The sequence below is a fragment of the Malikia spinosa genome (assembly GCF_002980625.1).
In the GTDB taxonomy this organism is placed as follows: Bacteria; Pseudomonadota; Gammaproteobacteria; order Burkholderiales; family Burkholderiaceae_C; genus Malikia; species Malikia spinosa.
The window spans coordinates 1-26,365 of record NZ_PVLR01000056.1; the positions used below are offsets into that span (position 1 = coordinate 1).

The 26,365-nt window shown below is 66.6% G+C and carries 26 protein-coding genes and 1 pseudogene; 15 read left to right on the forward strand and 12 right to left on the reverse strand.

The features are described from left to right. A pseudogene (locus C6P61_RS15870) lies at positions 1-214 on the forward strand (electron transfer flavoprotein subunit beta/FixA family protein); the annotation flags it as partial. Then, positions 214-1,146 (forward strand): electron transfer flavoprotein subunit alpha/FixB family protein, encoded by a 933-nt coding sequence (locus C6P61_RS15875; RefSeq protein WP_105730897.1) that lies wholly within the window; start codon positions 214-216, stop codon positions 1,144-1,146. The pseudogene C6P61_RS15870 and the gene C6P61_RS15875, both read left to right, overlap by 1 nt. 162 nt (positions 1,147-1,308) lie before the next feature. On the opposite strand, the gene C6P61_RS15880 is transcribed toward C6P61_RS15875, so the two are convergent. From C6P61_RS15880 to C6P61_RS15925, 10 genes are all read right to left on the reverse strand, one after another. After that, positions 1,309-2,898, reverse strand: a complete 1,590-nt coding sequence (locus C6P61_RS15880; protein ID WP_105730898.1) for an MFS transporter — start codon at positions 2,896-2,898, stop codon at positions 1,309-1,311. Position 2,899: 1 nt separating this feature from the next. Further along, entirely contained in the window at positions 2,900-3,679 is a 780-nt protein-coding gene (locus C6P61_RS15885) for an SDR family oxidoreductase (RefSeq protein WP_105730899.1), read from the reverse strand. A gap of 39 nt (positions 3,680-3,718) precedes the next feature. After that, on the reverse strand, positions 3,719-5,080 hold the full coding sequence (locus C6P61_RS15890; protein WP_244908980.1) for a 3-hydroxyacyl-CoA dehydrogenase: 1,362 nt from the start codon (positions 5,078-5,080) through the stop codon (positions 3,719-3,721). Between the two features lies 1 nt (position 5,081). Then, entirely contained in the window at positions 5,082-5,870 is a 789-nt protein-coding gene (locus C6P61_RS15895; RefSeq protein WP_105730900.1) for a crotonase/enoyl-CoA hydratase family protein, read from the reverse strand. A gap of 32 nt (positions 5,871-5,902) precedes the next feature. Then, the gene (locus C6P61_RS15900; protein WP_105730901.1) at positions 5,903-6,880 is read right to left on the reverse strand and encodes a PDR/VanB family oxidoreductase; all 978 of its coding nucleotides are present in this window, start codon (positions 6,878-6,880) and stop codon (positions 5,903-5,905) included. 54 nt (positions 6,881-6,934) lie between these two features. Further along, the gene (locus tag C6P61_RS15905) at positions 6,935-7,909 is read right to left on the reverse strand and encodes a tripartite tricarboxylate transporter substrate-binding protein (RefSeq protein ID WP_105730902.1); all 975 of its coding nucleotides are present in this window, start codon (positions 7,907-7,909) and stop codon (positions 6,935-6,937) included. Positions 7,910-8,006: 97 nt separating this feature from the next. After that, positions 8,007-9,242 (reverse strand): Rieske 2Fe-2S domain-containing protein, encoded by a 1,236-nt coding sequence (locus tag C6P61_RS15910; RefSeq protein WP_105730903.1) that lies wholly within the window; start codon positions 9,240-9,242, stop codon positions 8,007-8,009. 23 nt (positions 9,243-9,265) lie between these two features. Continuing rightward, entirely contained in the window at positions 9,266-10,267 is a 1,002-nt protein-coding gene (locus C6P61_RS15915) for an amidohydrolase family protein (protein WP_105730904.1), read from the reverse strand. 30 nt (positions 10,268-10,297) lie between these two features. Next, positions 10,298-10,684, reverse strand: coding sequence for a RidA family protein (locus C6P61_RS15920; RefSeq protein ID WP_105730905.1), 387 nt, complete (start codon positions 10,682-10,684; stop codon positions 10,298-10,300). Between the two features lie 37 nt (positions 10,685-10,721). Next, positions 10,722-11,471, reverse strand: a complete 750-nt coding sequence (locus tag C6P61_RS15925) for a GntR family transcriptional regulator (RefSeq protein WP_105730906.1) — start codon at positions 11,469-11,471, stop codon at positions 10,722-10,724. A 342-nt stretch (positions 11,472-11,813) separates the two neighbouring features. On the opposite strand from C6P61_RS15925, the gene C6P61_RS15930 reads away from it, so the two are divergent. The 13 genes from C6P61_RS15930 to C6P61_RS15990 all read left to right on the forward strand — a co-directional run bounded on the left by C6P61_RS15930 (position 11,814) and on the right by C6P61_RS15990 (position 25,201). Continuing rightward, complete coding sequence (locus C6P61_RS15930) at positions 11,814-13,964, forward strand: acetate--CoA ligase family protein (RefSeq protein WP_105730907.1); 2,151 nt, start codon at positions 11,814-11,816, stop codon at positions 13,962-13,964. A gap of 38 nt (positions 13,965-14,002) precedes the next feature. Continuing rightward, on the forward strand, positions 14,003-15,196 hold the full coding sequence (locus C6P61_RS15935; RefSeq protein ID WP_105730908.1) for an acyl-CoA dehydrogenase family protein: 1,194 nt from the start codon (positions 14,003-14,005) through the stop codon (positions 15,194-15,196). 21 nt (positions 15,197-15,217) lie between these two features. After that, a complete protein-coding gene (locus tag C6P61_RS15940) occupies positions 15,218-16,351 on the forward strand; it encodes an acyl-CoA dehydrogenase family protein (RefSeq protein ID WP_105730909.1) in 1,134 nt (377 codons plus the stop codon). Positions 16,352-16,388: 37 nt separating this feature from the next. Next, positions 16,389-17,369, forward strand: a complete 981-nt coding sequence (locus tag C6P61_RS15945; protein WP_105730910.1) for a Bug family tripartite tricarboxylate transporter substrate binding protein — start codon at positions 16,389-16,391, stop codon at positions 17,367-17,369. Positions 17,370-17,394: 25 nt separating this feature from the next. Beyond that, positions 17,395-18,627 carry a thiolase domain-containing protein gene (locus tag C6P61_RS15950; RefSeq protein ID WP_105730919.1) on the forward strand — a complete coding sequence of 411 codons (1,233 nt, stop codon included), beginning with the start codon at positions 17,395-17,397 and terminating at the stop codon, positions 18,625-18,627. Between the two features lies 1 nt (position 18,628). Further along, on the forward strand, positions 18,629-19,009 hold the full coding sequence (locus tag C6P61_RS15955) for a Zn-ribbon domain-containing OB-fold protein (RefSeq protein ID WP_105730911.1): 381 nt from the start codon (positions 18,629-18,631) through the stop codon (positions 19,007-19,009). A gap of 14 nt (positions 19,010-19,023) precedes the next feature. Continuing rightward, positions 19,024-20,235, forward strand: coding sequence for a CaiB/BaiF CoA transferase family protein (locus tag C6P61_RS15960; RefSeq protein ID WP_105730920.1), 1,212 nt, complete (start codon positions 19,024-19,026; stop codon positions 20,233-20,235). A gap of 56 nt (positions 20,236-20,291) precedes the next feature. Next, a complete protein-coding gene (locus C6P61_RS15965) occupies positions 20,292-21,293 on the forward strand; it encodes a DODA-type extradiol aromatic ring-opening family dioxygenase (protein ID WP_105730912.1) in 1,002 nt (333 codons plus the stop codon). A gap of 18 nt (positions 21,294-21,311) precedes the next feature. Continuing rightward, positions 21,312-21,995 carry an RraA family protein gene (locus C6P61_RS15970; protein WP_105730913.1) on the forward strand — a complete coding sequence of 228 codons (684 nt, stop codon included), beginning with the start codon at positions 21,312-21,314 and terminating at the stop codon, positions 21,993-21,995. Between the two features lie 2 nt (positions 21,996-21,997). Continuing rightward, positions 21,998-22,663: an RraA family protein gene (locus tag C6P61_RS15975; protein WP_105730914.1), complete on the forward strand. Its 666-nt coding sequence runs from the start codon at positions 21,998-22,000 to the stop codon at positions 22,661-22,663. Further along, positions 22,660-23,322: a 4-carboxy-4-hydroxy-2-oxoadipate aldolase/oxaloacetate decarboxylase gene (locus tag C6P61_RS15980; RefSeq protein WP_105730915.1), complete on the forward strand. Its 663-nt coding sequence runs from the start codon at positions 22,660-22,662 to the stop codon at positions 23,320-23,322. The genes C6P61_RS15975 and C6P61_RS15980 overlap by 4 nt, the downstream gene beginning before the upstream one ends. Before the next feature lie 17 nt (positions 23,323-23,339). After that, the gene (locus tag C6P61_RS15985; protein ID WP_105730921.1) at positions 23,340-24,128 is read left to right on the forward strand and encodes an enoyl-CoA hydratase/isomerase family protein; all 789 of its coding nucleotides are present in this window, start codon (positions 23,340-23,342) and stop codon (positions 24,126-24,128) included. Positions 24,129-24,217: 89 nt separating this feature from the next. Then, positions 24,218-25,201, forward strand: coding sequence for a porin (locus C6P61_RS15990; protein ID WP_105730916.1), 984 nt, complete (start codon positions 24,218-24,220; stop codon positions 25,199-25,201). Positions 25,202-25,277: 76 nt separating this feature from the next. Here C6P61_RS15990 and C6P61_RS15995 read toward each other — a convergent pair whose 3' ends face one another. Then, the gene (locus tag C6P61_RS15995) at positions 25,278-25,757 is read right to left on the reverse strand and encodes a MarR family winged helix-turn-helix transcriptional regulator (RefSeq protein ID WP_105730917.1); all 480 of its coding nucleotides are present in this window, start codon (positions 25,755-25,757) and stop codon (positions 25,278-25,280) included. Between the two features lie 7 nt (positions 25,758-25,764). Further along, positions 25,765-26,365, reverse strand: a 601-nt coding sequence (locus C6P61_RS16000; RefSeq protein WP_146115074.1) for a TRAP transporter large permease subunit, incomplete at its 5' end; no start/stop codon positions are given.

Here is a 26,365-nt window from a genome sequence, read left to right on the forward strand (position 1 = left end):
TCTGAACGAGCCGCGCTACGTGACGCTGCCGAACATCATGAAGGCCAAGAAGAAGCCGCTGGAGAACGTCAAGCCGGCGGACCTGGGTGTGGACGTTGCGCCGCGCTTGAAGACGCTGAAAGTGGCCGAGCCGGCGGGCCGCAAGGCCGGCATCAAGGTCGCCGACGTGGCGGCTCTGGTCGACAAGCTCAAGAACGAAGCAAAGGTTATCTAATGTCCATCCTCGTCATCGCAGAACACGACCACGGCTCGATCAAGAGCGCGACCCTCAATACCGTGACGGCTGCCGCGCAGATCGGCGGCGATGTGCATGTGCTGGTCGCAGGCCAGAATGCCGGCGCCGCTGCTGCCGCTGCAGCCCAGATCGCCGGTGTTTCCAAGGTGCTGCACGCCGACGGTGCCAGCCTGGCGCACGGCCTGGCCGAGAACGTCGCCGCGCAAGTGCTGAGCCTCGCAGCCGGCTACAGCCATATCCTGTTTCCGGCCACGGCGGGCGGCAAGAACGTCGCGCCGCGCGTCGCGGCCCAGCTTGATGTGGCTCAGCTCAGCGACGTGACCAAGGTCGTCTCGGCTGATACCTTCGAGCGCCCGATCTACGCCGGCAACGCCATCGCGACCGTGCAGAGCGCCGACGCTATCAAGGTGCTGACCGTGCGCGGCACGGCGTTCGACGCGGCAGCGGCACAGGGTGGCAGCGCTAGCGTTGAAGCTGTGGCAGCTGTGGCTGACAGCGGCCAGAGCGCCTGGGTCCGCAGCGAGATCGCGCAGAACGACCGCCCGGAACTGACCGCAGCCAAGATCATCGTCTCGGGTGGTCGTGCCCTGGGCAGTGCCGAGCAGTTCAACGAAGTCATCACGCCGTTGGCCGACAAGCTTGGTGCAGCCATCGGTGCTTCCCGCGCGGCAGTCGATGCCGGCTACGCGGCCAACGACCTGCAAGTCGGCCAGACCGGCAAGATCGTCGCGCCGCAGCTGTATGTTGCGGTCGGCATCTCGGGTGCGATCCAGCATCTGGCCGGCATGAAGGACTCCAAGGTGATCGTGGCGATCAACAAGGACGCCGAGGCACCGATCTTCTCGGTCGCCGACTACGGCCTGGAAGCCGACCTGTTCACGGCAGTGCCGGAGCTGGTCAAGGCGCTCTGAGCCCAGCCTCCTGATATGCAAAAGGCATCGCTTGGCGATGCCTTTTCTGCTTGTGCGGCCAGGCCGACTTCCATGCGGCCGGTGCAGTGGCTGCGCCGTCTGATCCAGCGCCCAGATGGCTTGGCCCCTGACTACGCTGCCTGCTGTCCGGTTGCCACCCTGTCAAGCGCGCGTTTCGATCAGGTAGCGCTTGACGCAGGGTGGCTCGGACCCGATGTGAAACGCCAGCTTGCGCTCGTGCAGCTCGGCATCGGCAGCCGTGATGCGTTCGAACCGGCGCAGGTGATCGGTCCACGAGCGTTCGATACTGACCTCGATGAAGCTGCCCGGATCGCTGATGTCATGCATCAGCTCCCAGGACAGCGCGCCCTGCCTGAGCCGGGCCGCACGACTCTGGCTCAGCATCAACTCGCGAAATTCGGCGGCAGACTCCGGGTCCACCTGGTATTCAATGCTGAGCCAGAGTTTTCCACTCGGCGGCGGCGCAGGGTGTTGCGGTGTCGGGAACAGGCGCCGCGGGCTCAGATCCTCCAGCGTCTCCGCCTCCGGTCGCAGCCGGATCACGAGTGCGATGGCGGCAACTCCCGTCACGGCCGCCACACTGATGCTGGCCGACAACCCGGTCCACGCCGCCAGCTGTCCCCACCATGCGGCGCCGCAGGCACTTGCGCCCATCAAGGTCATGAAGTAGACCGACATGCCGCGTGCACGCACCCAGTCGGGCAATGACAGCTGGAATGACACCGTCTGCATGTTGGCAGTCGTCACCACCGTCATCCCGGACAGGAACATCGCCGGCAGGGCGATCCACAGATTGTGGGTCTGCGCCATCACGAGCATCGAGACCGCCTGCAGCAGCGCGGCGCGCAGCAGCAGTCCGTCCCGGGTGTAGCGGTGCCGCAAATGGGCCAGCAGCATCGTCGAGGCGATGGCGCCGCTGCCCATGGCTGCCAGCAGCAGCGTGAAGGTCCCGGCACTCCCGTCCTGCATGCCGCGCGCCACCAGCGGCAGCAGGGCGACCAGGGCGGATGAGCTGAGGAAAAAGATCCAGATCCGCAGCAGCACGGCCTTGAGACGCCCGGACTGCGCGATGTACTGCAGCCCGACGCGCATCGACGTCAGCAGGGGTTCTCGACCCAGCGGATGCGGCTGGTGCTCACGCTTCCAGCGTGCAATCACCAGCGCCGCCGCCAGGGACAGCACCGCGTTGAGTGCGAACACCCAGACGCTGCCTGCGATGGCGATCAGCGCACCAGCGAGCAGGGGGCCGCCGATGCGCGATGCGTTCATCGCCACGCTGTTGAGTGCCAACGCCGCAGGCAGTTGCGGCTTGCTGACCAGCTCGGGCAGGATGGCGGCGAAGACCGGCCAGCGCATTGCCAGCCCGATGCCGTTGGCGAAGATCAGCAGCAGCAGCAGCTCGGGCGTCAGCCCATCCAGCCAGGTGACGACGGCCAGCACCGAGGCCACCGCTGCCACCCAGATCTGGGTCAGCATGAAGTATTTCTTGCGGTCAATCCCATCTGCCAGCGCCCCGCTGGGCAGGGCCAGCAGGAACACCGGCAGGGTCGCTGCGCTTTGCACCAGCGCGACCCAGACCGGAGAAGGGGTCAGCGAGGTCATGATCCAGGCGGCAGCGACATCGTTCATCCACATGCACAGATTGGCCACCAGCCAGGTCAGCCACAGATTCCTGAATGCAGGCGCCTTGAACGGTGCCAGTGCCGATGGGGCGGTGTGGGAGGCGCTCATGCTAGATCAGACCCCAGTAGGAGCCGCCGTCAAGCAGCAGGTTCTGCCCGGTCATGAAGCCGGAGTTGGCGCTGCACAGGAAGGCGCAGGCAGCACCGAATTCCTCCGGCCGGCCGAATCGGCGCGCGGGCAAGCTGTCTGCAATGCGTTGCCGTGCGCTGGCGCGGTCAATGCCTGCGGTTGCCATCAATTGCTGCGCCATGAATTCCTGCCTCGGGGTGTCGAAGCGCTCGGGCAGCAGGTTGTTGATCGTGACGTTGTCGACGATGGCCTCGCGTGCCAGCGCCCTGGACAGCGCGGTCAGTCCGGCGCGTGCCGCCGTCGACAGGCCCATGGCCGCATGGGGGGTCTTGACCATCGCGGAAGTGATGTTGACCACCCGCCCGAAGCCGCGGCTGCGCATGCCCGGCAACACCTCGCGCAGCAGCAGCGCCGCGCTCAGCAGGTTGCTCTCGAGCGCGCCGGTCCAGGCGGCATGGTCCCAGTCGGACAACTGGCCGGGCGGCGGCCCGGCATTGTTGTTGACCAGGATGTCAGGCTCCGGACAAGCTGCCAGCAAGGCTGCACGGCCTGGCTCGGTGTTGAGGTCGGCGGCCACGGTCATGACCGCCTGACCCGTCGCTGCCCGGATCGATTGCGCGGCCAGGGCCAGTTTCTCGGCATTGCGCCCGTTGATGACAACCAGGCAGCCTTCCTGCGCCAGTGCCAGCGCGCAGGCATGGCCCAAGCCCTGCGACGAGGCGCAGACGATGGCCTTGCGGCCTTGAATCCCCAGGTCCATGTCGATGCTCCGAATGATGTGCAGGTTGGCGATGGATGGTCAGGCGGCCTGCCAGTCGGCAAAGCAGCGCTTTTGCGCGACCAGCTTTTTCAGCAGCGGCGCCGGCGTCCACCAGTAACCGTACTCGGCATGCAGGCGCTCGATTTCAGCCAGCACCCGATCCAGGCCGATGCGGTCTGCCAGGTACATCGGTCCGCCATGGTGGGCCGGAAAACCATAGCCGGTCAGATAGGTGATGTCGATGTCGCTCGGGCGCAGCGCAATGCCGAGTTCAAGCAGCTTGGCACCTTCGTTGATCATGCCGTAGAGGCAGCGCTGCAGGATCTCGTCCTCGCTGATGGGTTTTCTGCTGATGCCCATGCGGGCCGATTCCTCGACGATAAACTGTTCGAGTTCGGGGTCGCGCCGTGGCGTGCGGTCGCCCGCTTCGTAGCGGTACCAGCCCTGGCCGGATTTCTGGCCCAGCCGTCCCAGGTCGCACAGCTTCATGATCAGGTCGTTCCAGCGCCGGTCGGTCGGCCGGGTCGCCAGCTGCGCCTTGCGGGTCTGGTAGCCCACATCATTGCCGGCCATGTCGTGCACCGCGAAGATGCCCATCGCATAGCCGAATCTCTTCAGCGCAGCATCGACCTCGTGCGGCAGCGCGCCGTCCTCGAGCGCGAAATGGGCTTCGCGGGTGTAGTGGCGAAACAGCGCGTTGCCAATGAAGCCGGGGTAGATGCGCGCCAGCACCGAGATCTTGCCCATGCGCCGGCCCAGCTCCATCAGCGTGGCGATCACATCGGGCGCGGTCTTGCTGCCCCGTACCACCTCGAGCAGCTTCATCACATGCGCGGGGCTGAAGAAATGGGCGCCCACCACGTCCTGCGGGCGCCGGGTGACGGCGGCGATCTCGTCCACGTCCAGGCCCGAGGTGTTGGTCGCCAGGATGGCGCCGGCCTTGCAGTGCTGGTCGAGCTGGCGGAAGATGGATTGCTTCAGACCCATGTCCTCGAACACGGCCTCGATCACCATGTCCGCGTCCTTGACCGCAGCCATCTCGATGCTGCCGCTGATGCAGGCCAGGCGCTGCTCCATCTCGGCTGGGCTCAGCTTGCCGCGCTTGACCGTGGTGGCGTAGTTGTCCCGGATGCGGGCCAGGCCGCGCTCCAGGCCTTCCTGGTGGGCGTCGATCAGCGTCACTGCCAGGCCGATGTTGGCCAGCGACATCGCAATGCCGCCGCCCATGGTGCCGGCGCCAATCACCGCGACGCGCTGGATCGGGCGCAAGGGCAGGTCGGCCGGGATGTCGGGAATCTTGGCGGCTTCGGCGGCAGCGAACCTGGCGTGGGCCTGGGCGCGGGCTCGGTCTTCGTCGCTGACGTGGAACAGGTCGTAGTGGCTCATGATGGAATGGGTCATTTCAGGCCTGGTTTTCCTGCAGTTTCCTGGCCTTGCCGTCGACGAATTCGCGCAGGCGGGCTTCGGCTTCGGGCGGACGGGCACGGGCGGAGTTGAGCTGTTCCAGGAACAGGCCGTCGTCGTGCGACAGGTCCTGCACCCGCGGCAGCACGTTGATGATCATCCAGTTGGTTTCCACGCTGTTCTGGCCGATGCGTTCGGCGATGGCCCGCGCCTTGGCCAGCGCGGTGCCGGCCGGCACCACATAGCGCACGACATGCTCCTGCAGCGACTCGGCGGCATTGAGCAGACGCCCGGTCAGCATCATGTCCATCATCACCGTGGTGCCCACCACGCGCTGGATGCGCACCGTGCCGCCGCCGCCGACGAAGATGCCGCGCTGGCCTTCGGGCAGGCCGCAGACCACGGTCTCGTCCGCCACCCGCACATGGGCGGCCATGGCCAGCTCGAGTCCGCCGCCGACTACCGCGCCATGCAGCGCCGCCACGAAGGGAATCGGGCCGCGGGCGATCAGGTCAAACACCTCGTGCCAGTTGTGGCGCCGGCGCTTGCGCGCGGGCTTGATCTGGCCAGTGGCTCGTGCCAGGGCTTCGGCCAGGTCGAGCCCGGCGCAGAAGTTGCTGCCGTGGCCGTGCAAGACCGCCACATCGGCCTCTTCATGGGCGCGCAGCACGGCGGCGCGCAGTTCGTCGACCAGGGGGTCGTTGATGGCATTGCGCTTGTCGGGCCGGTTCAGGCCGATCAAGGCGATATTGCCTTCGAGGGCGTAGCTGACGAGGGATTCGCTCATGGTTATGTCTCCAGTTCTTGTTTTGCGGATGCTTACAGGTCGAGTACCAGCCTGGCGCTCCTGGCGCCGGAGCAGCAGACCAGCATGCGGTCGTTGGCGGCGCGTTCGCTGTCGCTCAGCACCAGGTCGCGGTGGTCGGGCGTTCCTTCGAGTACCTTGACCTCGCAGGTGCCGCAGATGCCTTCACGGCAGGAATAGGGCGGCTCAGCGCAGATCTCGATCAGGCAGTCCAGGATGCTCTTGCCGGCGGGCACCTGCAGCGACTGGCGGCTGCGCACCAGTTCGACCGTGAAGCCGCCCTCGGTGGCAGGGGCGTCCTTGGCAGCGAAATATTCCTTGTGCACCCGTGCGGCCGGCAAGCCGGCGGTGGCTTTCTCGTAGGCCTCCAGCATCGGAAGCGGGCCGCAGCAGTACAGATGGGCGCCAGCGGGCAGGGCCGCGACGATGGCCGGCAGGTCCAGCATCCGGCCGCCGGGCTCCTGGTCAAAGTTCAGCACCACCTGGCCGTTGCCGGCGCCGGCGGCCGTCTCCAGCAGGTCCAGGAAGCCGGCATGAGCCCGGGTACGCGCCGTGTAGTAGAGCGTCCAGGGCGTACCCAGGGCCTGGGCGCGCGCCAGCATGCCCAGCATCGGTGTGATGCCAATGCCGCCCGCGATGAACACCTGGTGCGGCGCCGCTTCGTCGAGCGGGAAGTTGTTGCGTGGCGCGCTGATGGTCAGGATGTCGCCCGCGCGCAGCGAGGCATGGACATAGGCCGAGCCGCCGCGCGAGCGCGCGTCCTTGTTGACGCCGATGCAGTAGCGGTGGGTTTCGCGCGGGTCGTTGAGCAGCGAGTAGCTGCGGATCAGCGGGCCTTGCGGCGTCGGCAGATGCAGGTCGATGTGCGAGCCGGCGCTGAACGCCGGCAGGGGATTCTCTGCAGACAGCGGCACCAGTTCGATGCCGAGGATGCCTTGGGCCTCGTAGGTCAGTGCGCGAACGCGCACTTGCAGAAGGGGGGAAGCGGTCACATGAATCCTTTCGATGCTGGGTGGTCGGCGCCCAAGGCGTCCGAGACGACCGGTTTACTCCTGCTTGAAGCCGGCGCTCTTGATCACGGGTTCCCAGTGCGCCAGCTCGGCCCGCTGCAGGGCATCGAGTTCGGCGCCGCTGCGGAACACCGGGTGCACCATCAGCCGCTGGCTCATCACCTCCTTGACCTCGGGCATCTGCAGCACTTGCTGGATCGCTTTTTCCATCCGCTGCACTTCTGCCTTGGGCGTGCCGGTCCTGGCCCAGATGCCGGTCCAGCCTTCGCCCGAGGTGACGTCGATGCCCTGCTCGGCAAAGGTCGGGATTTCAGGCATCAGCGGCGAGCGCTCCTTGGTGAAGACGCCGATGATCCGGATCTTGCCCGCGCGGTGATGCGGCATCATGCCGTCGAGCAGGCTGATGGCCGACGGCACATGGCCGCCGACCAGGTCGGTGACCATCGGTGGCGAACCCTTGTAGGGCGTGACGGGCAGGTCGATGCCGGCGGCCTTGGCAAACTGCACGCCCAGGAAGGCGTTCTGTCCCCCCAGGCCCGGCGTGCCGTAGCTGGACTTGCCCGGGTTCTTCTTCACCCACTGGACGAATTCCCTGGCGTTGCTGACCCCCAGGTTGGCCGCCACCCCCATGCCCAGCGGATAGGAGGCAAAGCTGGCTACCGGTACCCAGTCCTTCAGGCTGTTCCATTTGATCTGGTCCTTGAACACCAGCATCTGGAAGGTCGGCGTGGCATTGGGGGCCACCATGAAGGTCAATCCATCGGCGGGGGCGGCCAGCAGCATGTCGCCGGCCATGCGCCCGCCCACGCCCGGCTTGTTGTCCACGATCACCGGCTGGCCCAGCAGGCCGGGCAGCCGGTCGGCCACCACGCGGGCGATGGCATCGGTGGCGCCGCCGGCGGGAAAACCCACCAGCAAGCGGATAACCGGCTTGTTCTGTGCCAATGCCAGGCCGGGCAGAGGCAGCAGGGCGGCGCTGGACAACAGGAGCTGGCGGCGTTTCAGTGTCATGGGGGTCTCCTAGGGGGCGAAGCAGGCCAAGTCGATGCCTGCCCCGGCCTCTGACGGGTCGGGTGGGCAGGCAGCGAGCCGGTGGGTCGGGTGGCGCTCAGGCGTCGGCCAGCGCGCGCCAGTCAGTGCCGGCGGGAATGACGCCGCCGACCGACTGGATCTTGCGGTAGTCGAGTTCGGGGTGATGGGCCTGGGTCGGCGCCTTGCCGGCCATGAACTCGCGCGCTGCCTTGAGCAGCAACTGGCGCACCCGGATCACCGCGCCATCGGCCGAGCACAGCTGCTCGTCGCTGCGGTCGTAGACCGGGCCCTGGCTGAGGAACATCGCGAAGTCCTCGGTGCCCAGGTGCTGCGGGAAACCGGTCTTGTGGCCGCGCTTCATCAGGTCGCGGTTCTGGCCCCAGTTGTCCCTCGGTTCGCCGGGCGGCAAGGGCGGGAAGTTCCAGACATCCGGGCTGGCCGACATGATGGTCATGCCCAGCTCCTGCCGGGGGTTGAAGTGCACGAACCAGGCGCGATGCGTCACGTCATCGACCGGGGTGGAGAAGAACACCGTGGTCGGGCTGTTGGCGTCGGGCGGGCAGATGATGCCGTACCAGGGCATGACGAAGTTGTTGACCCGGGCATAGACCTGCTCGTCGGCCAGCTGGCGCAGCGCGGCGTAGCGGTAACCGTAGGGACGCTCCTCGAACTCCAGCTTGGGCGCCAGCGCCTTGGTCATCAGCAGGCGCTGGTTGCCGCCGCCGGCGGCCATCTGGGTGGTCGATTCGTGCAGCACGCCGACATGGGACGAGTCCATCGACGCCTCGACGCCCTGCACCCAGTTGGTCGGCACCTCCACGCTGGTGACCGAGCGCTGGCTGGCCGGCAGGTCCATGAACGGCAGGTCGGGGAAGGGCGGCGGGGTATCGCCCTGGCCCAGCCAGACCCAGACGATGCCGCCACGGTCCACCGTGGTGTAGCGGTTGACCCGCACATGGTTGCAGAACTGTTCCTGGTTGCCGGTGTGGTTCGGCGCCTCGACCACCTCGCCCCTGACGTTGAATTTCCAGCCGTGATAGATGCAGCGCAAGCCGTTGTCAGCGTTGATGGCCAGCGCCAGCGAGGCCTTGCGGTGCGAGCATTGCTCGTCGAGCACGCCGACGCTGCCATCGGTGGCGCGAAAGGCCACCAGCCGGGTGCCCAGCAGGCGCACGCGCACGGGGGCGCCGTCGGCTTCGAGCTTGCACGATGGCACGGCAGGCAGCCAGTAATGCTGGCGAATCATCTCGCCCATCGGTGCGCCGTTTTCGACCCGGCACAGCAGATCGTTTTCTTCTTTGGTCAAGGGCATGGTCTTGTCTCCTGGGGCTGGGCTTAGCAGTCTTCGTCCTGGCGGAAGGCGCGGCTGTAGACGCGGCGGCAGTTGCATTCGAAGATGTTCTTCTTCTGCTCTTCGGTCAGCCAGCCGAGGCCTTCGATGACCGGCTTCATGTCGTCGTAGTCGCGCCCGGTCAGGGGGTCCCTGGCGCTGCCGGTGCCGGGTTTTTCGGTGCCGAACATCACGTTGTCGGTGCCGGCCACCTTGAGCAGCAGATCCATCGCTTCGCTGCTGTAGTTGCAGGTGTCGAAGTAGAGCTTCCTGAGCTGTTCGTCGAAGGTTTCCTTCTCGCCCTTGCGCACGTTCCAGGAGCGGAAACGACCCATCTGGTAGGGAATGGCGCCGCCGCCGTGCGCCACCACGATCTTGAGTTCGGGGAAGGTATCGAAGGTCTTGGCGCCCAGCAGCGAGACGATCGAGATCGTTTCCTCGTTCAGGAACTTGAGGGTGTAGGACTCGCGGTCGCTGCAGCTGCTGGCCGAGTGGATCAGGCCCGGCACGTCGAGCTCGACCATCGCCTGGTACAGCGGGTGCCAGTAGGCGTCGCCCATGCCAGGCGGATCACCCAGGCCTTCGGTCGGGTCCGGGTTGATCAGGCAGCCGACGAAGCCGAGCTCGTTGACGCAGCGGCGCAGCTCGGGGATGGCGCGCTGTTCGAGCGGCTCGTCCATGAACTGCGGCAGGCCGGCGACGCCACGGAAGCGGTCGGGTGCGATCTTGACGAATTCGGCAATCAGGTTGTTGCAGTGCTGCGACCAGAGCTCGGTTACCTTGCCGGGCTTGACCGAATGCATCTGCAGGTAGGGACGCGGCGAGATGAACTGGATGTCGGTGCCGACCGAATCCATGATCCGGATCTGGTCCTCGGCCACCTTGCGGATCGAGGCCTCGGGGATCTTGGGCAGGGTGTAGGGGTTGGCGCGGCCGCCCACCAATTCCGCCATGAAGCGAAAGCTCTCCGGCGGCATGTGGATATGGGCATGTGAATCGATGATCATGGGGGTGTCTCCTCTGTGGTGTTATGGGGGTTACTGGACTACGGCAATCACTTCCAGCTGCAACAGCATCCCGTGCTGCAAGGGATGAACGGTGATGTGGCGCGCCGGCCGGTCCTGCGGGTCGGGGAAGGCGGCCAGCCACTTGGCATTGACCGCCTCGCGCACGCTGTCGTCATGCAGGGTGATGCTGAACTTGACCACCTGGTCCAGGCTGGCACCGCCCGCCGCCAGCACGGCCCGCAGGTTGGCAAAGGCGTTCTTCACCTGGCTGCCGACAGCAGTGGGCAGCTGCCCGCTGGCCGGGTCCTTGCCGGACACGGCCGAGGTACACAGGATGTTGGCCACGCGGGCCGCGGCTGGAATCGGCGCCTTGTGCGAGGCGCCTGGAACATCGATCGAGCGGGGTGGGTGGGCCATGGCAGGGTAGCGGGGTGGGGGTGGCGGTTGAAAAGACTCAGGACTCGTTCGAGTCGGGATCGAACAGGCTCATCGGCATGCGGGCCAGGAACTCCGAGAAGCCGGTCGAGCCTGAAGGCACATGCAGCAGCATCAACTGGGCGGCGGCGCTTTCGTCCCCGTCCTGGATGGCGCGTGCGATCTTCTGGTGCTCTTGCAGCGAGCGGCTGATCTGGGCCCGGGTCACGAAGTCGCGCAGGCGGTAGCGGTGGATCTGGCGTCGGGCGCCGCGGATCAGATCGGCCAGGTAGCTGTTGCGGCTGCCGACGTAGATCACTTCATGGAAGGCCGAGTTGGCGGCGGCGTATTCCTCGGTGCTGCCTTCGATCGCGGCTTCCTGGCATTTCTGCACCGTCGCATCGAGTTCGGCGCGCAAGGCGTCATCGACACGACGCGCGGCCAGCTTGGCGCACATGGCTTCGAGCTCGCCGACCGATTCCATGATCGCGCGCACCCGGCTGATCGACAGCCGTGACACATAGACACCCTGGCGCGGCGCGATGCGCAGCAGGTTGTGGGCGGCCAGCTGTTGCAAGGCTTCACGCACCGGGGTGCGCGAGACATTGAAGCGCGCCGCCAGTGCGCGCTCGTCGAGCGGACTGCCCGGAGGCAGCTTGCCGCTCTCGATCTCTTCTTGCAGAGCGAGCCGGATTTCGTTCGCGCGCCCCCCTCGCGGGCGGCCTTCCTCGCTCGCAAGCGGGAAGCTCGGTTCAGCCGAGGCGGCATCAAGGTCGGTGGTGTTTTCCATACGCGTTCCAAATATACCCGTTTTTTATCGTGGTATTCAAATTGTTTTTCAAGGAATGCCAGATTTCTGCCCTGGCACTGGGGTGATTCGCCTGTTGGGTGAGGTTTTGCCTGTTTCTTGTGCTGTCAATGGATAGAAATGTTAAAAATAAGATTGATTTGCGTTTTTTGAGCCAGGTTTCTGACCTGAAATCAACCGATTGACTCAGTGAAAACCCTTGGAAGCAGCAAAAACCGCGATCTGGTATTTTTTGGATCAAAGTTTGTATGCCAGAATCCGCTCCAATCTGTGCTCCAGATGTTATCGGTCAACGTTCCTGCCCAAGAAAGAGGTTGTTCCCACATGGCTTATTCCCCCCCGGATACCGAAACGGTTTTGCCCCGGATGAACCGCATCCTCAAGCCACGCTCCATCGTGGTGGTGGGGGCCTCGGCCGATCCGCGCTCATTTGGCGGCTTTGTCCAGGGCAACCTGGAGCGCTATGGCTACGACGGTGTGCTGCACCTGGTCAGCCGCAGCAGTGCGGAAATCAACGGCCGCGCCTGTGTCAAGACGATAGACGAGCTGCCGGCCGGCATTGACCTGGCGGTGCTGGCCATCCCCGAAGCCGGTGTGCTCGATGCGGTCCGGGCGCTGGCCGCGCGGCAGTGCCATGCGGCCGTGCTGTTTGCCTCTGGCTATGCGGAAGCAGGCGAGCAGGGCCAAGCCAAGCAGGTCGAACTGGCCCGGGTCGCCGCCGAAGCCGGCATCACGCTGGTGGGACCCAACTGCATGGGGTTCAGCAACCTGGCCGCCGGCGTTCCGATCACCTTCGAGCCCCTGGCCGCGCGTGAGCGTGAAACCCGTCCGGGCGTCGGCATCGTGGCGCAAAGCGGCTTCATGGCCGCCAACCTGCGCGACGCGCTGCTGGGCCGGGGCGTGCCGGTGGCCTGCGTGTTCTCCACCGGCAATGAAGTGTCGGTCTGCGTGGAAGACGTGCTGGCGGCCTACATTGCCGACCCGCAGATCCGCACCCTCACGGTCTACGTGGAGCAGATCCGCCAGCCGCAACGCTTCTTGCAACTGGCGGCACAGGCGCGACTGGTCGGCAAGCCGGTGGTGCTGCTGATGCCGGGCCGCAGTGCCCGGGCCCGCGAGGCGGCGCAGTCCCATACCGGCGCCCTGGCCGGCGACCATGCCACCGCCATGACCTGCCTGCGCCGCGAGGCGGTGGTGACGGTCGATTCCCTCGATGAACTGCTCGACGTGACCGCGGTGCTGCTGCGCTACCCGCAACCACCCGCCGGAGGCACCGCCTTCATGACCGGTTCGGGCGCGATGAAGAACATCGCCCTGGACTTCTGCGACGAGCTTGGCCTGGACCTGCCGGCCTTGAGCCAGCCGGTGGTCGACAAGCTGAGCGCCATGCTGCCGGCCTACGCGGTGGCGGAAAACCCGCTCGACTACACCACCGTGAGCGTGCGCAACCCCGCCATCGTCGGCGAGCTGCTGCTGACCCTGCTCGAGGACGAGGGCATTGGCAGCATCGTGCTGGCGATACCCGTCGGGCCCGTGGTGGCGCAGCAAGACAAGGCCGAGCATATCGTTCCCACGGTGGCCAGGGCCAGCAAGCCGGCGGTGCTGGTGCTGACGGGTGACGACAGCCCGGTCGAGCCCTTCTTCATCGAGGCCATCAACGCCAGCGGCCTGCCCCTGTTTCGCTCTGCAGACCGAGCGCTGCGGGCGCTCAAGCGGGTGGCCCAGTATGGCGAGGCGCTGCAACGCGCCGCACGCGCCCAGTCCGCCCACCCACCCGCACTGCCGTTGCCTGGCGTGGTGCCGCCGAACGGCATCTTTGCCGAATACCAGGGCAAGGCCTGGCTCCAGGCCGCTGGCCTGCCGGTGCCTGCCGGTGGCCTGGCCCGCGATGTCGATGAGGCGGTGCGCATCGCACAAGGCATCGGCTTTCCGGTCGTGCTCAAGGCCCAGGCCAGCGAACTGCCGCACAAGAGCGATGTCGGCGGCGTGCTGGTCGGCCTGGCCGACGAAGCCGCACTGCGCCATGGCTGGACGCAGCTGTTTGCCAACGTGGCCCGACACCGACCCGAACTCCAGCTCGACGGCGCCCTGGTCGAAGCCATGGGGCCGCGCGGACTCGAGCTGGTGGTCGGCGCCAAGCGAGACGAGGACTGGGGCCCGGTGGTGCTGGTGGGCCTGGGCGGCATCTGGATCGAGGCCCTCAAGGATGTGCGCCTGATTCCGGCCGACATGGCCGAAGCGGACATCGTGGTCGAGCTCGGTCGCCTCAAGGCTGCCGCGGTGCTGCAGGGCATCCGTGGCGCCAGCGGGGTTGATCTGGCTGCGATTGCTCAGGTGGTGGCCTTGCTGGGGGCGCAGATGCGGGCCAACCCGGCCATCAGCGAAATCGACATCAACCCGCTGCTGGCCTACCCCTGCGGCTCGGCCCCCGCCGTGCTGGCTCTCGATGCGCTGGTCGTGGCCCGGCCGGCCTGACCCCGATACCCCAGTCACCGGACCAGGAGACGACAAGCATGAAACTGCAATTCACCCCCGAGGAAGACGCCTTTCGCCTGCAAGTGCGCGAGTTCGTGCGCCAGCAGCTGCCGGCGGACATCAAGCGCAAGGTCGAGCTGGGCCTGCGGATCGAGCACGAGGACTACGTGACCTGGTTCCGCATCCTGGAGGCCCGCGGCTGGCTCACGCCGAGCTGGCCCGCCGAGCACGGTGGCCCCGGCTGGACCCATGTGCAGCGATACATCTTTGACGAGGAAACCCAGCTCGGCGGCGCCCCGCGCATCATCGCCAGCGGCATCCAGATGCTGGGCCCGGTGCTGCTGGCTTTCGGCACCGAGGAGCAGAAACGCCGGTATCTGCCCGACATCCGCCAGAGCAACACCTGGTGGGCCCAGGGCTTCTCCGAGCCCGGCGCGGGCTCGGACCTGGCGGCGGTGCGAACCACCGCCGTGCTGGAGCCGGACGGCAGGCATTTCGTGGTCAACGGCCACAAGGTCTGGACCTCCTACGCCCACTGGTGCTCGATGATGTTCGCGCTGGTGCGCACCGATCCCAACGCCAGCAAGCCGCAAGAAGGCATCTCGTTCCTGCTGATCGACATGAAGTCGCCCGGCCTGACCGTGCGGCCGATCCGCATGCTCGAAGGCGGCACCGACCTCAACGAGTGCTATTTGGACAACGTGCGCGTGCCGGTGGAGAACCTGGTCGGTGAACTGAACCAGGGCTGGTCCTACGGCAAATACCTGCTGGGCCACGAGCGCACCGGCATCGCGGGCATCGGCTCTTGCAAGCAGCAGCTGGCCCGAGCCCACCAACTGGCCCGCCAGCAAGGCCTGGGCGATGACCCGCTGCTGCAAGCCAGGCTGGCGCAATTCGAGGTCGAGCTGATGGCGCTCGAGTTCACCGCGCTGCGCCTGCTCAGCCCGCACCAGCAAAGCCGCACCCCCGGCGTCGAGGCGTCGATGCTCAAGGTGCGTGGCACCGAACTGCGCCAGGCCATCTATGAAACCCTGGTCGACATCGCCGGCCCGGATGCGGTGCCGTTCTCGCTGGCGGCCCAGGAGCTCGAGCACCTCGACCAGGCCGCGGTCGATCAAGCCCTGGTCGCGCTGACAGCCAACTGCCTGGATTCGCGCAAGGTCACGATCTACGGCGGCACCAACGAGGTGCAACGCAACCTGATCGCCCGCGCCACGCTGGACGCCTACTGAACCGCCAACGAGGACAAGACGATGGATTTTTCCCTGAACGATGATCACCTGGCCTTGCGCGACGCCGTGCAGCGCTTTTGCACTGGCGAGTATCCGGCCGAGCACCGGGGCAACCCCGAGACGGCGGCACAAGGCCGCCAGCGCTGGCAAGCCATGGCCGAGCTCGGCTTGCTGGGCCTGCCCTTTGCCGCCGACCTGGGCGGTAGCGAACAGGGCGCCGTGGAGTTGATGCTGGTGGCGCAGGAGCTCGGGCGTGCCCTGGGCGGTGGCGCCTGGCTGGCCCATACCGTGCTGGCAGGCCAGTTGCTGGCCCGCCTGGGCAAGCTGTCGCAACAGCAGCAGTGGCTGCCCGCCCTGGCCAGTGGCGAGCGCCAGGCAGCGCTGGCGCTGCAGGAGCAGGGGGCCCGCTACGACTGGCAACGGGTCCAGACCCGGGCCAGCCGCAGCGCCCAGGGCTACCTCCTCAACGGTCGCAAGACCCTGGTGCTGCATGGCGACACGGCGGACCTGTTGCTGGTGGTTGCGCGCACCTCGGGCGCTGACGCCGATCGCCAAGGTCTCAGCGTGTTCGCGCTCGATGCCAACACCCCTGGCGTGCAGGTGCAGGGCTTTGACACCCTCGATGGTCGCCGCGCCGCCCACATCAGCCTGAACCAGGTCGAGCTGGGCGCCGGGCAACTGCTTGGTGAGCCCGGCCAGGCGGCCGACGCGATCGAGGCGGTGCTCGATGCCGCCAACGCCACGCTGTGTGCCGAGGCCGCCGGTGCCGTCGAAGCCTTGCTGGTCCACAGCGCCGATCACCTGCGTACCCGCAAGCAATTCGGCGCCCCGTTGGCCAAGTTCCAGGTGCTGCAGCACCGCATGGCCGACATGGCGATCGCGCTCGAGCAACTCAAGTCGATGGCCTGTGCCGCAGCGGCGGCGGTGCAGGGCGATGACGCGGCACAACGCCGTCGCGTCGTGTCAGCGGCCAAGGCCTTTGCCAGCCAGCAGGGGCGCCAGATCGGCCTGGCCGCCATCCAGTTGCACGGCGGCATGGGAATGACGGACGAATGCCGGGTCGGTCACTACAGCAAGAGGCTGATGGTCATTGGCCAGTTGTTTGGCGATGCCGCCTGGCACCTGCAGCGCATCGCCACCCATCACCGCCATTGACAACCGCTTGCCGACAAGAAACAACCAGGAGACAAAGATGATCACGCGCAAAATCTTCACCGCTCTGACGGCAGCCATGCTGCTCGGCAGCGCCCTCAGCGTACAGGCCCAGTCCGACCCGCCGATCAAGTTCCTGGTTGGCTTCCCGCCCGGAGGATCGACCGACACCATGGCCCGCCTGTTGGCGGACAAGATGTCCACCGTGCTCAAGCACACGATCATTGTCGAGAACAAGCCCGGCGCGGGCGGGCGCATCGCCGCCCAGGCCCTCAAGGGCGCAGCCAGCGACGGCCTGACCTACATGATCGCGCCCAACGCCACGCCGGTGTTCCAGACCTTGCTGTACCCGACCGCGGTGCTCCGCTACGACATGCTGACCGACTTCACCCCGGTCGGGATGATTGCCTCCTACCCCTTGGTGCTGGCCGTCAAGGCGCAAGCCGGCCTGAAGACCGCCAAGGACTATGTGGCCTGGGTCAAGGCCAACCCCAACCACACGACGTTCGGCTCCGCGGGGGCAGGCGGTCACACCCACTTCACCGGCGTGCAGCTGGGCACGATCATCGGAACCAGCCTGCAGGTGGTGCCCTATCGCGGCAACGGTCCGCTGGTTTCCGACTTGCTGGGCGGCCAGGTGCCGGCCGGCATCATGACGGCCGGCGACATCCTGCCGCACCAGAAGGCGGGAAAAGTCAACCTGCTGGGCGTGTTCGGTGCCAAGCGCTCGCCGCTGCTGCCCGAGGTGCCGACCTTCATCGAGCAGGGCATCAAGGTCGATGCCGGCGATGCCTGGACCGGCATGTGGGCCCCGGCCAAGACACCCAGGCCGATGCTGGAGCGGGTGCAAAACGCGCTGAAGTACGCGCTGGACCTGCCCGAGGTGCGCGACACCCTGATCAACAAGGCCACGCTGAGTCCCGACTTCCGCCCCGCCGCCGAGATGGACCAGATCCAGCGCCAGGAGCTGGCCTACTGGGGCCCGGTCATCAAGGCCACTGGCTTCACGCCCGAGCAATGAGATGGCTGTCACGGAGAACCACACCATGAGCTTGAACGGCAAGGCGGCCATTGTCGGTGCCTACGAGCACCCGACGCGTCTGGCGACTAACTTGTCGGTGCTGCGCCTGCATGCCGACGTGGCCAAGGGCGCGCTGGAGGATGCGGGTCTGAGCAAGAGCGACATCGACGGCTATTTCTGTGCTGGCGACGCGCCGGGCCTGGGCACCGCCACCGTGGCCGAGTACCTGGGCCTGAAGCTGCGCCATGTGGATTCGACCGAGTGCGGCGGCTCGGCGCCGATCCTGCATGTAGCGCATGCGGCCGAGGCGATTGCAGCCGGGCGCTGCAACATCGCCCTCGTCACCCTGGCCGGGCGGCCACGCGCCATGATGGAGGAGGCCAGGGCGGCGGCCGCGGCGGCTGCCCAGGCAGGCCAGGTCAAGGGGCCGCCCAAGACGGCATTGAAGGCACCCGACCCGGACGCCCCGGAGCTGGCGTTCGAGCTGCCCTATGGCCCCGCGACCCAGAACCTGTACGCCATGGTGGCCAAGCGCCACATGCACGAATTCGGCACCACGGCTGAGCAGCTGGCCTGGATCAAGGTCGCTGCCTCGCACCATGCCCAGCACAACCCGAACGCCATGCTGCGCAAGGTGGTGACGGTGGACGATGTGGTCGGCTCGCCGCTGGTCAGCGATCCCCTGCACCGGCTGGACTGCTGCGTCATGAGTGACGGCGGCGGCGCCCTGATCGTCGCCAGACCCGAGATTGCCCGCGAGCTGTCGCGCCAGAGCGGCCGCCCCCTGGTGATGGTGCGCGGCACCGGTGAAGCGCTCAAGCACGGCATGGGCGGGCAGATGGACCTGAGCTACTCGGCGGCGGCCTGGTCCGGCCCGCTGGCATTTGCCGAAGCCGGCCTGACGGCGGCGGACATCCAGTACGCCTCGCTCTACGACAGCTTCACCATCACGGTGCTGATGCAGCTCGAAGACCTGGGCTTTTGCCGCAAGGGCGAGGGCGGCCGCTTCGTGATGGACGGCAACCTGATCTCGGGGGTCGGCAAGCTGCCGTTCAACACCGACGGCGGCGGCCTGTGCAACAACCATCCGGCCAACCGTGGCGGCATGACCAAGGTCATCGAAGCGGTGCGCCAGCTGCGTGGCGAGGCGCACCCGGCCGTGCAGGTACCCAACTGCACGCTGGCCCTGGCCAACGGCATTGGCGGTGCACTGGCCTCGCGCCACACCGCCGGCACCCTGATTCTGGAGCGTGTCTGACATGAGAAAAATACCTGCACCCCAGGTCTTGCCCGAGACCCAGGCCTACTGGAGCGCTGCCGACGAGGGTCGACTGCTGGTCAAGCGTTGCAACAGCTGCGGCCAGTTCCACCATTACCCGCGCGACATCTGCCCGCATTGCCTGAGCAGCGACACCGTCTGGCAAGACGCCCTGGGCACCGGAACCGTCTATTCCTTCAGCACCATGGGGCAGGGCGACGCGGCCTACACCCTGGCCTTCGTCACCCTCGACGAGGGCGTGACCCTGATGACCAACCTGGTCGACTGCGACCCGGCGCAGGTCCGCATCGGCGACCCCGTTCGGGTCCGGTTCAAGCCCGCGCAAGGCGGCCAAGCCGTGCCCATGTTCACCCCGGCCTGATGGAGACCGCTGCCATGAATGCTTCCGATACCGCTCGCAAGGGCCCGCTGTCGCACCTGACGATCCTGGATGCCTCGCGCGTGCGGGCCGGCCCTGCCGCCATCCGCACCTTTGCCGACCTCGGCGCGCGCGTCATCAAGCTCGAGATCCCGCCCGGTGCACCGGGGGGCGACGACATGATCGGCGGGCGCGATCACAACCGCGCCGACTACGAGAACCTGCACCGCAACAAGGAAAGCCTGACCCTCAACATGAAGGAGCCCGCCGGGCTGGCCATCCTGCACGAGCTGGTCAAGACCGCCGATGTCTTCATCGAGAACTACCGGCCCGACGTCAAGTACCGCCTGGGCATCGGCCCGGATGAACTGCGCCAGATCAACCCGCGGCTGGTCTATGCCAGCATCTCGGGCTTTGGCCAGGACGGCCCCTATGCCAACTGGCCGGGCTTCGACTCGATCGCCCAGGGCATGGGCGGGCTGATGAGCGTGACCGGCCGGCCCGAGGACGGCCCGATGCGGGTCGGCATCCCGATCGCTGACCTGTGCTCCGGTCATTTCTGTGCCCAGGCCATCATGGCCGCCTTGCTCGAGCGCGAAGTCTCCGGCGAGGGGCAGTGGGTGCAGACCTCGCTGCTCGAGTCGCAAATCGCGATGCTCGACTTCCAGGCCGCGCAGTGGCTGATCGACAAGAAGGTGCCCGTCACCACCGGCAACGAGCATCCGTTGACCGTGCCGACCGGCGTGTTCCAGACCCGTGACGGCTATATCAACCTGGCCGCGATCGGCAACACGATGTTCAAGCGCCTGTGCGTCGCGCTCGAGATCCCCGAGCTGATCGACGAGCCAGGTCTTGGCACCGATCCCGAACGGGTGCAGAACCGCGCCCGGGTCAATTCGGCCGTGGCGGCGGCTTTCAGGCAGCGCAGCACCGGCGAGTGGACCGACATCCTGCTCAAGGCGGGCGTGCCCTGCGGCCCGATCTACTCGGTGGACCGGATGTTCGAGGACCCGCAGGTCAAGCATCTGGGCATCGCCCGCACGATGCAGCACCCCGAACTCGGGGACATCGAGGTCGTTGGCCTGCCGATGAACTTCTCGCGCTACCCGCGCCAGAGCGGCCCCCTGACTGCCGCGCCCCGGCAGGGAGACCAGACCGAGCAGATCCTGACCGGCCTGGGTTACAGCCCGGCCCAGATCGCCGAACTGCGCACCCGTTTCGTGGTGTGACCCGATCCGATCCGTTACCGCCCCTTGCGCCGCCCATTGATTCACAGGACCCTGACATGGCACAACTCGTTGCAGCCTTTGGCTCATCGCACAGCATCATGCTGGTCTCGCAGCGCGAGGACTGGCAGCACCACTTCAAGCTGATCGACCCCAAGAACGCCCACTACTACGACAAGCAGGGCAACAAGACCGATTACGCCGCGCTGCTGGCAGCAGCACCGCCCGGCAGCGAGGCCATGGTCACGCCGCAAAGAATGTCCGAGCGCTACGACGCCGCCGAAGCCGCGATGGACCAGCTGCACGAACGCATCAAGGCGGCGCGGCTCGATCTGCTGCTGATCGTGGGCGACGACCAGACCGAGCTGTTCCACACCAGCAACAACCCGGCGATCGCGATCTACTACGGCGCGACCATCCGCAACACGGCGCGCGAACCCGCCAGTCCCAGCGACAGCTGGGTCAAGTCGGCGCGCATGTGGCGCCACGAACCCGAGCAGGACCGCGACTACCCGGTCAAGCAGGACCTGGCCGAATGGCTGATCCGCCAGCTTTGCGAGCGCGACTTCGACATCACCGCCATGGACGGCCTGACGCCGGGCCAGTTCGAGGGCCATGCCTTCCAGTTCGTGCACCGCCGCTTGCTGAAAGACCATGAGCTGCCGGTGATCCCGGTCATCCTCAACACCTTCGATCCGCCGAACCAGCCGACGCCGCGCCGCTGCGTGGCCTTAGGCAAGGCGCTGCGCGAGCTGATCGCGGCCTGGCCCGAAGACCTGCGCGTGGGCGTGATCGCCTCTGGCGGTCTGAGCCATTTCGTGGTCGATGAAGCGCTCGACTGGCAGGTGCTCGACGCGATCCGGAACAAGGACAGTGCCGCCCTGGCGGCGCTCGACCCCAAGCTGCTGCAAGCCGGTAGCTCCGAAATCCGCAACTGGCTGGTGGTCGGCGAGCTGGCGCGCGATCTTGACCTGGACTGGGTCGAGTACCTGCCCGGCTACCGCACCCCGGCCTTGACCGGCACCGGACTGGCTTTTGCCGCCTGGAAACCCCTTGCCTGAACCACAGGAGCCCTAGACATGACTGACCCGAATATCCAACGCCTGCGCCGGCTCGATGCCTGCGCGGTTTCCGACGCCCTTGACAAGCTGGGTCTGCCCGGCGCGGTCACCGGGCTGCCCTTGCGCAGTGCCGGCCCTGGCGGCAACAGCCGCATTGCCGGCCGTGCCGTGACCATGAAGGTCGGACCCGGCCAGCCACCGCCGGGCCCGCCCAGGCACCTGGGCTGTACAGCCATCGAGCAAGCCGGTCCCGACGACATCATCGTGGTCGAGCAGCGCAGCGGCCTGGAAGCCGGCTGCTGGGGCGGACTGCTGACCCTGGGCGCCAGGATGCGCCGCATTGCGGGCGTGGTGGCCGACGGACCGCTGCGCGATGTCGACGAGGCCATCGGCTACGAATTTCCGATCTACAGCCGCAGCCTGACCTCGCGCACCGCGCGCGGCCGGGTGGTCGAGCTCGGCACCCAGGTGCCCGTCACGCTTGGCGCCGAGCAGGGCGGCCAGGTCACGGTCCAGCCGGGTGACTACCTGCTGGCCGACCGCAGCGCGGTCATCGTGATCGCCGCGGCCGAGATCGAGCGCGTGCTGGAGGCCGCCGAGACCATCGTCGCCAAGGAGGCCGCCATGGCCAAGGCCATCCTGGCCGGCACGCCGATCGGCCAGGTGATGGGTGGCAACTACGAACACATGCTGGAGCAATGAAGATGAGCGATATCCAAGACAAGAACGTGGCGCGCGCCGCCAAACTCGACACTCCCACGCTGAGCGATGCGCTCGACAAGCTGGGCATCCTGGGCCAGTGCTACAAGATCAAGCCGCGCAGCAGCGACTTCCGCATGGCCGGCCGGGCCTGGACGCTCAAGTACGGGCCGGCCGCCAAGCCCTGCGGCACGGTGGGCGACTACATCGACGACGTCGCTCCTGGCAGCGTGGTGGTGCTCGACAACAACGGCCGCGAGGACTGCACGGTCTGGGGCGACATCCTGACCGAGATCGCGCACCGGCGCGGCATTGCCGGCACCGTCATCAACGGCATCAACCGCGACACCCACCTGTGCCTCTCCTTGGGCTATCCGGTGTTCTCGATCGATCACTGGATGCGCACCGGCAAGGACCGGGTGCAGGTCGAGGCCACCGGGGTGCCGGTCAACATCGGCGGCGCCCGGGTCGCGCCGGGTGACATCCTCAAGGGGGACACCGACGGCGTGGTGGTGATCCCCAAGGAGCACGAGGACCGTGTGCTGGAGGTGGCCGAGGCAATCGAGGCGGCTGAAAGCCGCATTCGCGAAGCCGCGCGTGGTGGCATGCGCCTCGATGAAGCACGCCAGCTCAACAAGTACCACAGCCTGCAAACCCGGGAGGGCGCATGAAACGCCACGACCCCGCCCTGACCACCCGGCTCGATGTGGCGCGCCTGCCGGCCGAACTGATTGCCCAGGCCGCGCAGCTGCCGACGGCCACCCTGCATGAAGCCGGCAAGAAGATCGGCGCCTTGCCGTCGGCGATCAAGCCGGTGGCGCCGCAGTTCAAGTTCGCCGGTTCGGCGCTGACCGTGCATTCGCCGCCGGGCGACAACCTGTGGCTGCACCGGGCCCTGGAGCTGGCGCAACCCTGCGATGTGATGGTGGTCTATGCCAACGGTGCCTACGAGCATGGCTACTGGGGCGAGATCATGACCACCATGGCCCAGGTGCGCGGCCTGGCCGGTCTGGTCATCGACGGCTGCGTACGCGACGGTGCGCTGCTGGGTGAGTTTGGTTTTCCGGTGTTTGCCCGCGGCCTGTGCATCCAGGGCACCGGTAAGGACTTCGGCGCCATCGGCTGGATCAACTATCCCGTCACCCTGGGCCAGGTGGTGGTCCACGCCGGGGATCTGGTGGTGGGCGACAGCGACGGCGTGGTGGTCATTCCCCAAGCCCAGGCGGCCGAGGTCGTTGCCGCCAGTCTGAAACGCGAAGCCGACGAGGCCGCCATCCTGCAGCGGCTGCGCCGGGGCGAGTCCACCATGACGGTGTACGGCTGGAATTGAAGCAGCTGCAGGCCGCCATGGAAACCACCGCCCCCGCTTCAAGCAGCCCCCTTCTCGTCATCGAGGATGGGATCGCCACCCTCACCCTGAACCGCCCTGCGCAAAGAAACCGGCTTGAAAACGGCGACTTGCACCAACTGCTTCGGTATGTCGAAACGCTGAACGCTGACGAGACGGTTCGCGTGGTGGTCTTCACGGCCAACACGCAAGGGCAGGGCCGGCCGGTATTCAGTGCCGGCTACCACCTCGGTGGCTTCGAGGAGGAGGGTTCCGATCCCGACTTGTTCGAGCAGATACCCGATGCGATCGCGCAGATGCGGCCGATCACGGTCTGCGCCCTCAACGGCAGCGTCTATGGCGGCGCGACCGACCTGCTGCTGGCTTGCGACATCGGTGTGGCGCTGGAGGGGACGGAGCTGCGCATGCCGGCCGCAGCGCTCGGCCTGCATTACTACCGTTCCGGCCTGCAGCGCTATGTCGCCAGGCTGGGCCAGTCGATGACGCTGCGGGCCTTCCTGACCGCGCAAGCCCTGCCGGTGGCCGCGCTCCAGCAGATCGGCTTCCTGACGGCTGTCCTACCGGCCGAGTCCTGGACGACAGCGCTCGCTGCCCTGGTCGCGCAGATCAGGGACCTGGCGCCATTGGCCGCCCAGTTGACCAAGCGCTCGATCAGGGAGATCGCGGCCGGCACCGACGAGGCGGCCGTGATCAGGCAAAGGCAGGACCTGAGCGCAGCCAGTCAGGATTTCCTGGAAGGGCGCCAGGCGTTTGCGCAAAAGCGCAAGCCGAATTTCACAGGGAGATAGGTTCTCAACTCATGGAGGGTGGTTGATTCATGTGACTTCTCAAATATCCATCTGAATTTCTCGCTAGAAAACATCGACAGGAGACATGTATGAAAAAAAGTATTCTTCCCTTGCTGGCCTTGTTCGCAACCTCGTGCGCCATGGCCCAATCCAACGCCATCCTCTCGGGTGGCGTGGTGATCGGATTGAAGCAGTCTTCGGCCAAAGCCGACGGCACGCCCTCCAAGACCGGCATCGACAACCTCGATGCGGCGGGTAACCACTACACCATCCGCACGACAGAAGACCTGGGCGGTGGCCTCAAGGCCAACGTGCTGCTGAACTACCGCTTCAACCCGGATACCGGGTCCACCGGCAACGGCCACGACTATTTCGCCAACACCAAGCTGGGCCTGAGCGGTGCGTTTGGCGAGGTCTCGATGGGCCGGTTCTGGGGTCCGGTGGACTTCCTGCTGCGTCCGGCGCTGGATGTCTACACTCCGCTGGGCCTGGGTGCCACCGTCTATGGGGGCCCGCTGGATGCGCCGACGCGCTACAACGGCACCCTCATGTATGAAACCCCTGAAATCCAGGGCTTCAAGGCCGGCATCTCCTATGTCCCCAAGGCCGAGATGACCAGCAACAAGGTCAACACCACCGAAGTGGCGTTGCGCTATCGCAGCGGTCCCCTGGCCCTGGGCGTCGGCTTTACCAAGAATGCCGGTACGGCACCTTCATCGAAGGACAACGCTGAAGGCAAGGACGTCCTGACCGTCGGCGGTGCCTATGACTTCGGCGTTGCCAAGTTCGGCCTGACCTACACCAACGTGGACGCTTACGGCTCCACGCCCGAGTCCGAGCGCTGGAGCACGGCGGTACGCGTGCCGATCACATCGGCCGCCCGTCTGAAGCTGGGCTATGAAGACCAGAAGTTCAAGGGTGGCACCTCGACCCAGGCGGTGGCCTTGGGTGGCGAGTACACCCTAAGCAAGCGCACCATGGTGTTTGCCGAGATTGGCCAGGTGGACTCCGACCTGGCCAAGTCGGACGAGAAAGAGGCGACCTACCTGATGGGCATCAAGCACAGCTTCTGACCGTCACGTTTCTGGATGGCTCCAAAAGTTTGCCGCCCCTTTGTGGGCGGTTTTTTTCAGCCCGGCCCTGACGGTCTCAGTCGCCTGGCCTGTCGCTGCGGAGCTGCTGGCGCGCCCGTTCGAGCATGCGGTCGAACAGGCCGAGCAGGGTGGCCTGCTCGGCCTCGCTCAGGCATTGCAGCAGCTCCTGGTTGCGCTGCTGGATCAGCGGCATCACCCGCTCCCAGCATTGCCGGCCCAGGGCGGTCAGCGTGAGCTGCACGCAGCGGCCATCCTCGGGGCTGGGCAGCTTGGACACCAGGCCGCGCTCGACCAGCAGCTTGGTCGTGCGGCTGACCTGGGCCTTGTCGAGATTGGCCTCGAAAGAGAGCTGCATGACCGTGAGCTGCCCAGGCTGGGAGCCGATGGCGGCCAGGCAGCGCGCCTCCGGCAGGCTCAATCCCGAGCCGGCCAGGTAGAGCTCCTGGCTCATCATGTCGTTGAGCTTGCTCAGGGTATTGAGGCGGTAGGTGAAATGCCGCCTCAGTGCTGGCTGGGCCCGCGGCTCGCTGCTCATCGTCTGCTCATCCCATCCAGTGGACCAGGCCGAGCGAGATGGCCGGGAAGAAGACCAGGAAGCCGATGCGGATGAAGTCCGACGCCAGGAACGGCATCACGCCCTTGGCCGTTTCGATATAAGGCACATCCTTGGCCAGCTTCTGGATGATGAACAGGTTCATGCCGACGGGTGGATGCACCAGGCCGATCTCGACCACCATCAGCGCCAGGATGCCGAACCAGACCGACTTGTCGGGCACGCTCATGCCGAAGAAGTCCAGGCCCATGACCATCGGGTAGAAGATCGGCACGGTCAGCAGGATCATGGCCAGCGAGTCCATCACGCAGCCCAGCAGCACGTAGACGCCCAGGATCGCGAACAGCACCAGCAGCGGCGGCATGCCGGAGTTCTTGACCCAGTCGGCCAGCTCGGTCGGCAGCTGGGTCAGCGCCAGGCCGGAGTTGAGCAGGTCGGCGCCCAGCAGCACCAGGAAGATCATGGCGGTCGCGTGTGCCGTGCCGATCAGGCTCTTCTTGATGCCGTCCCAGCGCATGCCGCCGGTCAGGACAGCCAGCACGCCGCAGGCCGCTGCGCCGATCGAGGCCGCCTCGGTCGGGTTGGCCCAG

Bases quoted from the DNA above. Each gene is read 5' to 3' on its own strand.
- C6P61_RS15875 (WP_105730897.1), top strand. From the start codon at position 214: ATGTCCATCCTCGTCATCGCAGAACACGACCACGGCTCGATCAAGAGC.
- C6P61_RS15880 (WP_105730898.1), bottom strand. From the start codon at position 2,898: ATGAGCGCCTCCCACACCGCCCCATCGGCACTGGCACCGTTCAAGGCG.
- C6P61_RS15885 (WP_105730899.1), bottom strand. From the start codon at position 3,679: ATGGACCTGGGGATTCAAGGCCGCAAGGCCATCGTCTGCGCCTCGTCG.
- C6P61_RS15890 (WP_244908980.1), bottom strand. From the start codon at position 5,080: ATGACCCATTCCATCATGAGCCACTACGACCTGTTCCACGTCAGCGAC.
- C6P61_RS15895 (WP_105730900.1), bottom strand. From the start codon at position 5,870: ATGAGCGAATCCCTCGTCAGCTACGCCCTCGAAGGCAATATCGCCTTG.
- C6P61_RS15905 (WP_105730902.1), bottom strand. From the start codon at position 7,909: ATGACACTGAAACGCCGCCAGCTCCTGTTGTCCAGCGCCGCCCTGCTG.
- C6P61_RS15910 (WP_105730903.1), bottom strand. From the start codon at position 9,242: ATGCCCTTGACCAAAGAAGAAAACGATCTGCTGTGCCGGGTCGAAAAC.
- C6P61_RS15915 (WP_105730904.1), bottom strand. From the start codon at position 10,267: ATGATCATCGATTCACATGCCCATATCCACATGCCGCCGGAGAGCTTT.
- C6P61_RS15920 (WP_105730905.1), bottom strand. From the start codon at position 10,684: ATGGCCCACCCACCCCGCTCGATCGATGTTCCAGGCGCCTCGCACAAG.
- C6P61_RS15925 (WP_105730906.1), bottom strand. From the start codon at position 11,471: ATGGAAAACACCACCGACCTTGATGCCGCCTCGGCTGAACCGAGCTTC.
- C6P61_RS15930 (WP_105730907.1), top strand. From the start codon at position 11,814: ATGGCTTATTCCCCCCCGGATACCGAAACGGTTTTGCCCCGGATGAAC.
- C6P61_RS15935 (WP_105730908.1), top strand. From the start codon at position 14,003: ATGAAACTGCAATTCACCCCCGAGGAAGACGCCTTTCGCCTGCAAGTG.
- C6P61_RS15940 (WP_105730909.1), top strand. From the start codon at position 15,218: ATGGATTTTTCCCTGAACGATGATCACCTGGCCTTGCGCGACGCCGTG.
- C6P61_RS15945 (WP_105730910.1), top strand. From the start codon at position 16,389: ATGATCACGCGCAAAATCTTCACCGCTCTGACGGCAGCCATGCTGCTC.
- C6P61_RS15950 (WP_105730919.1), top strand. From the start codon at position 17,395: ATGAGCTTGAACGGCAAGGCGGCCATTGTCGGTGCCTACGAGCACCCG.
- C6P61_RS15955 (WP_105730911.1), top strand. From the start codon at position 18,629: ATGAGAAAAATACCTGCACCCCAGGTCTTGCCCGAGACCCAGGCCTAC.
- C6P61_RS15960 (WP_105730920.1), top strand. From the start codon at position 19,024: ATGAATGCTTCCGATACCGCTCGCAAGGGCCCGCTGTCGCACCTGACG.
- C6P61_RS15965 (WP_105730912.1), top strand. From the start codon at position 20,292: ATGGCACAACTCGTTGCAGCCTTTGGCTCATCGCACAGCATCATGCTG.
- C6P61_RS15970 (WP_105730913.1), top strand. From the start codon at position 21,312: ATGACTGACCCGAATATCCAACGCCTGCGCCGGCTCGATGCCTGCGCG.
- C6P61_RS15975 (WP_105730914.1), top strand. From the start codon at position 21,998: ATGAGCGATATCCAAGACAAGAACGTGGCGCGCGCCGCCAAACTCGAC.
- C6P61_RS15980 (WP_105730915.1), top strand. From the start codon at position 22,660: ATGAAACGCCACGACCCCGCCCTGACCACCCGGCTCGATGTGGCGCGC.
- C6P61_RS15985 (WP_105730921.1), top strand. From the start codon at position 23,340: ATGGAAACCACCGCCCCCGCTTCAAGCAGCCCCCTTCTCGTCATCGAG.
- C6P61_RS15990 (WP_105730916.1), top strand. From the start codon at position 24,218: ATGAAAAAAAGTATTCTTCCCTTGCTGGCCTTGTTCGCAACCTCGTGC.
- C6P61_RS15995 (WP_105730917.1), bottom strand. From the start codon at position 25,757: ATGAGCAGCGAGCCGCGGGCCCAGCCAGCACTGAGGCGGCATTTCACC.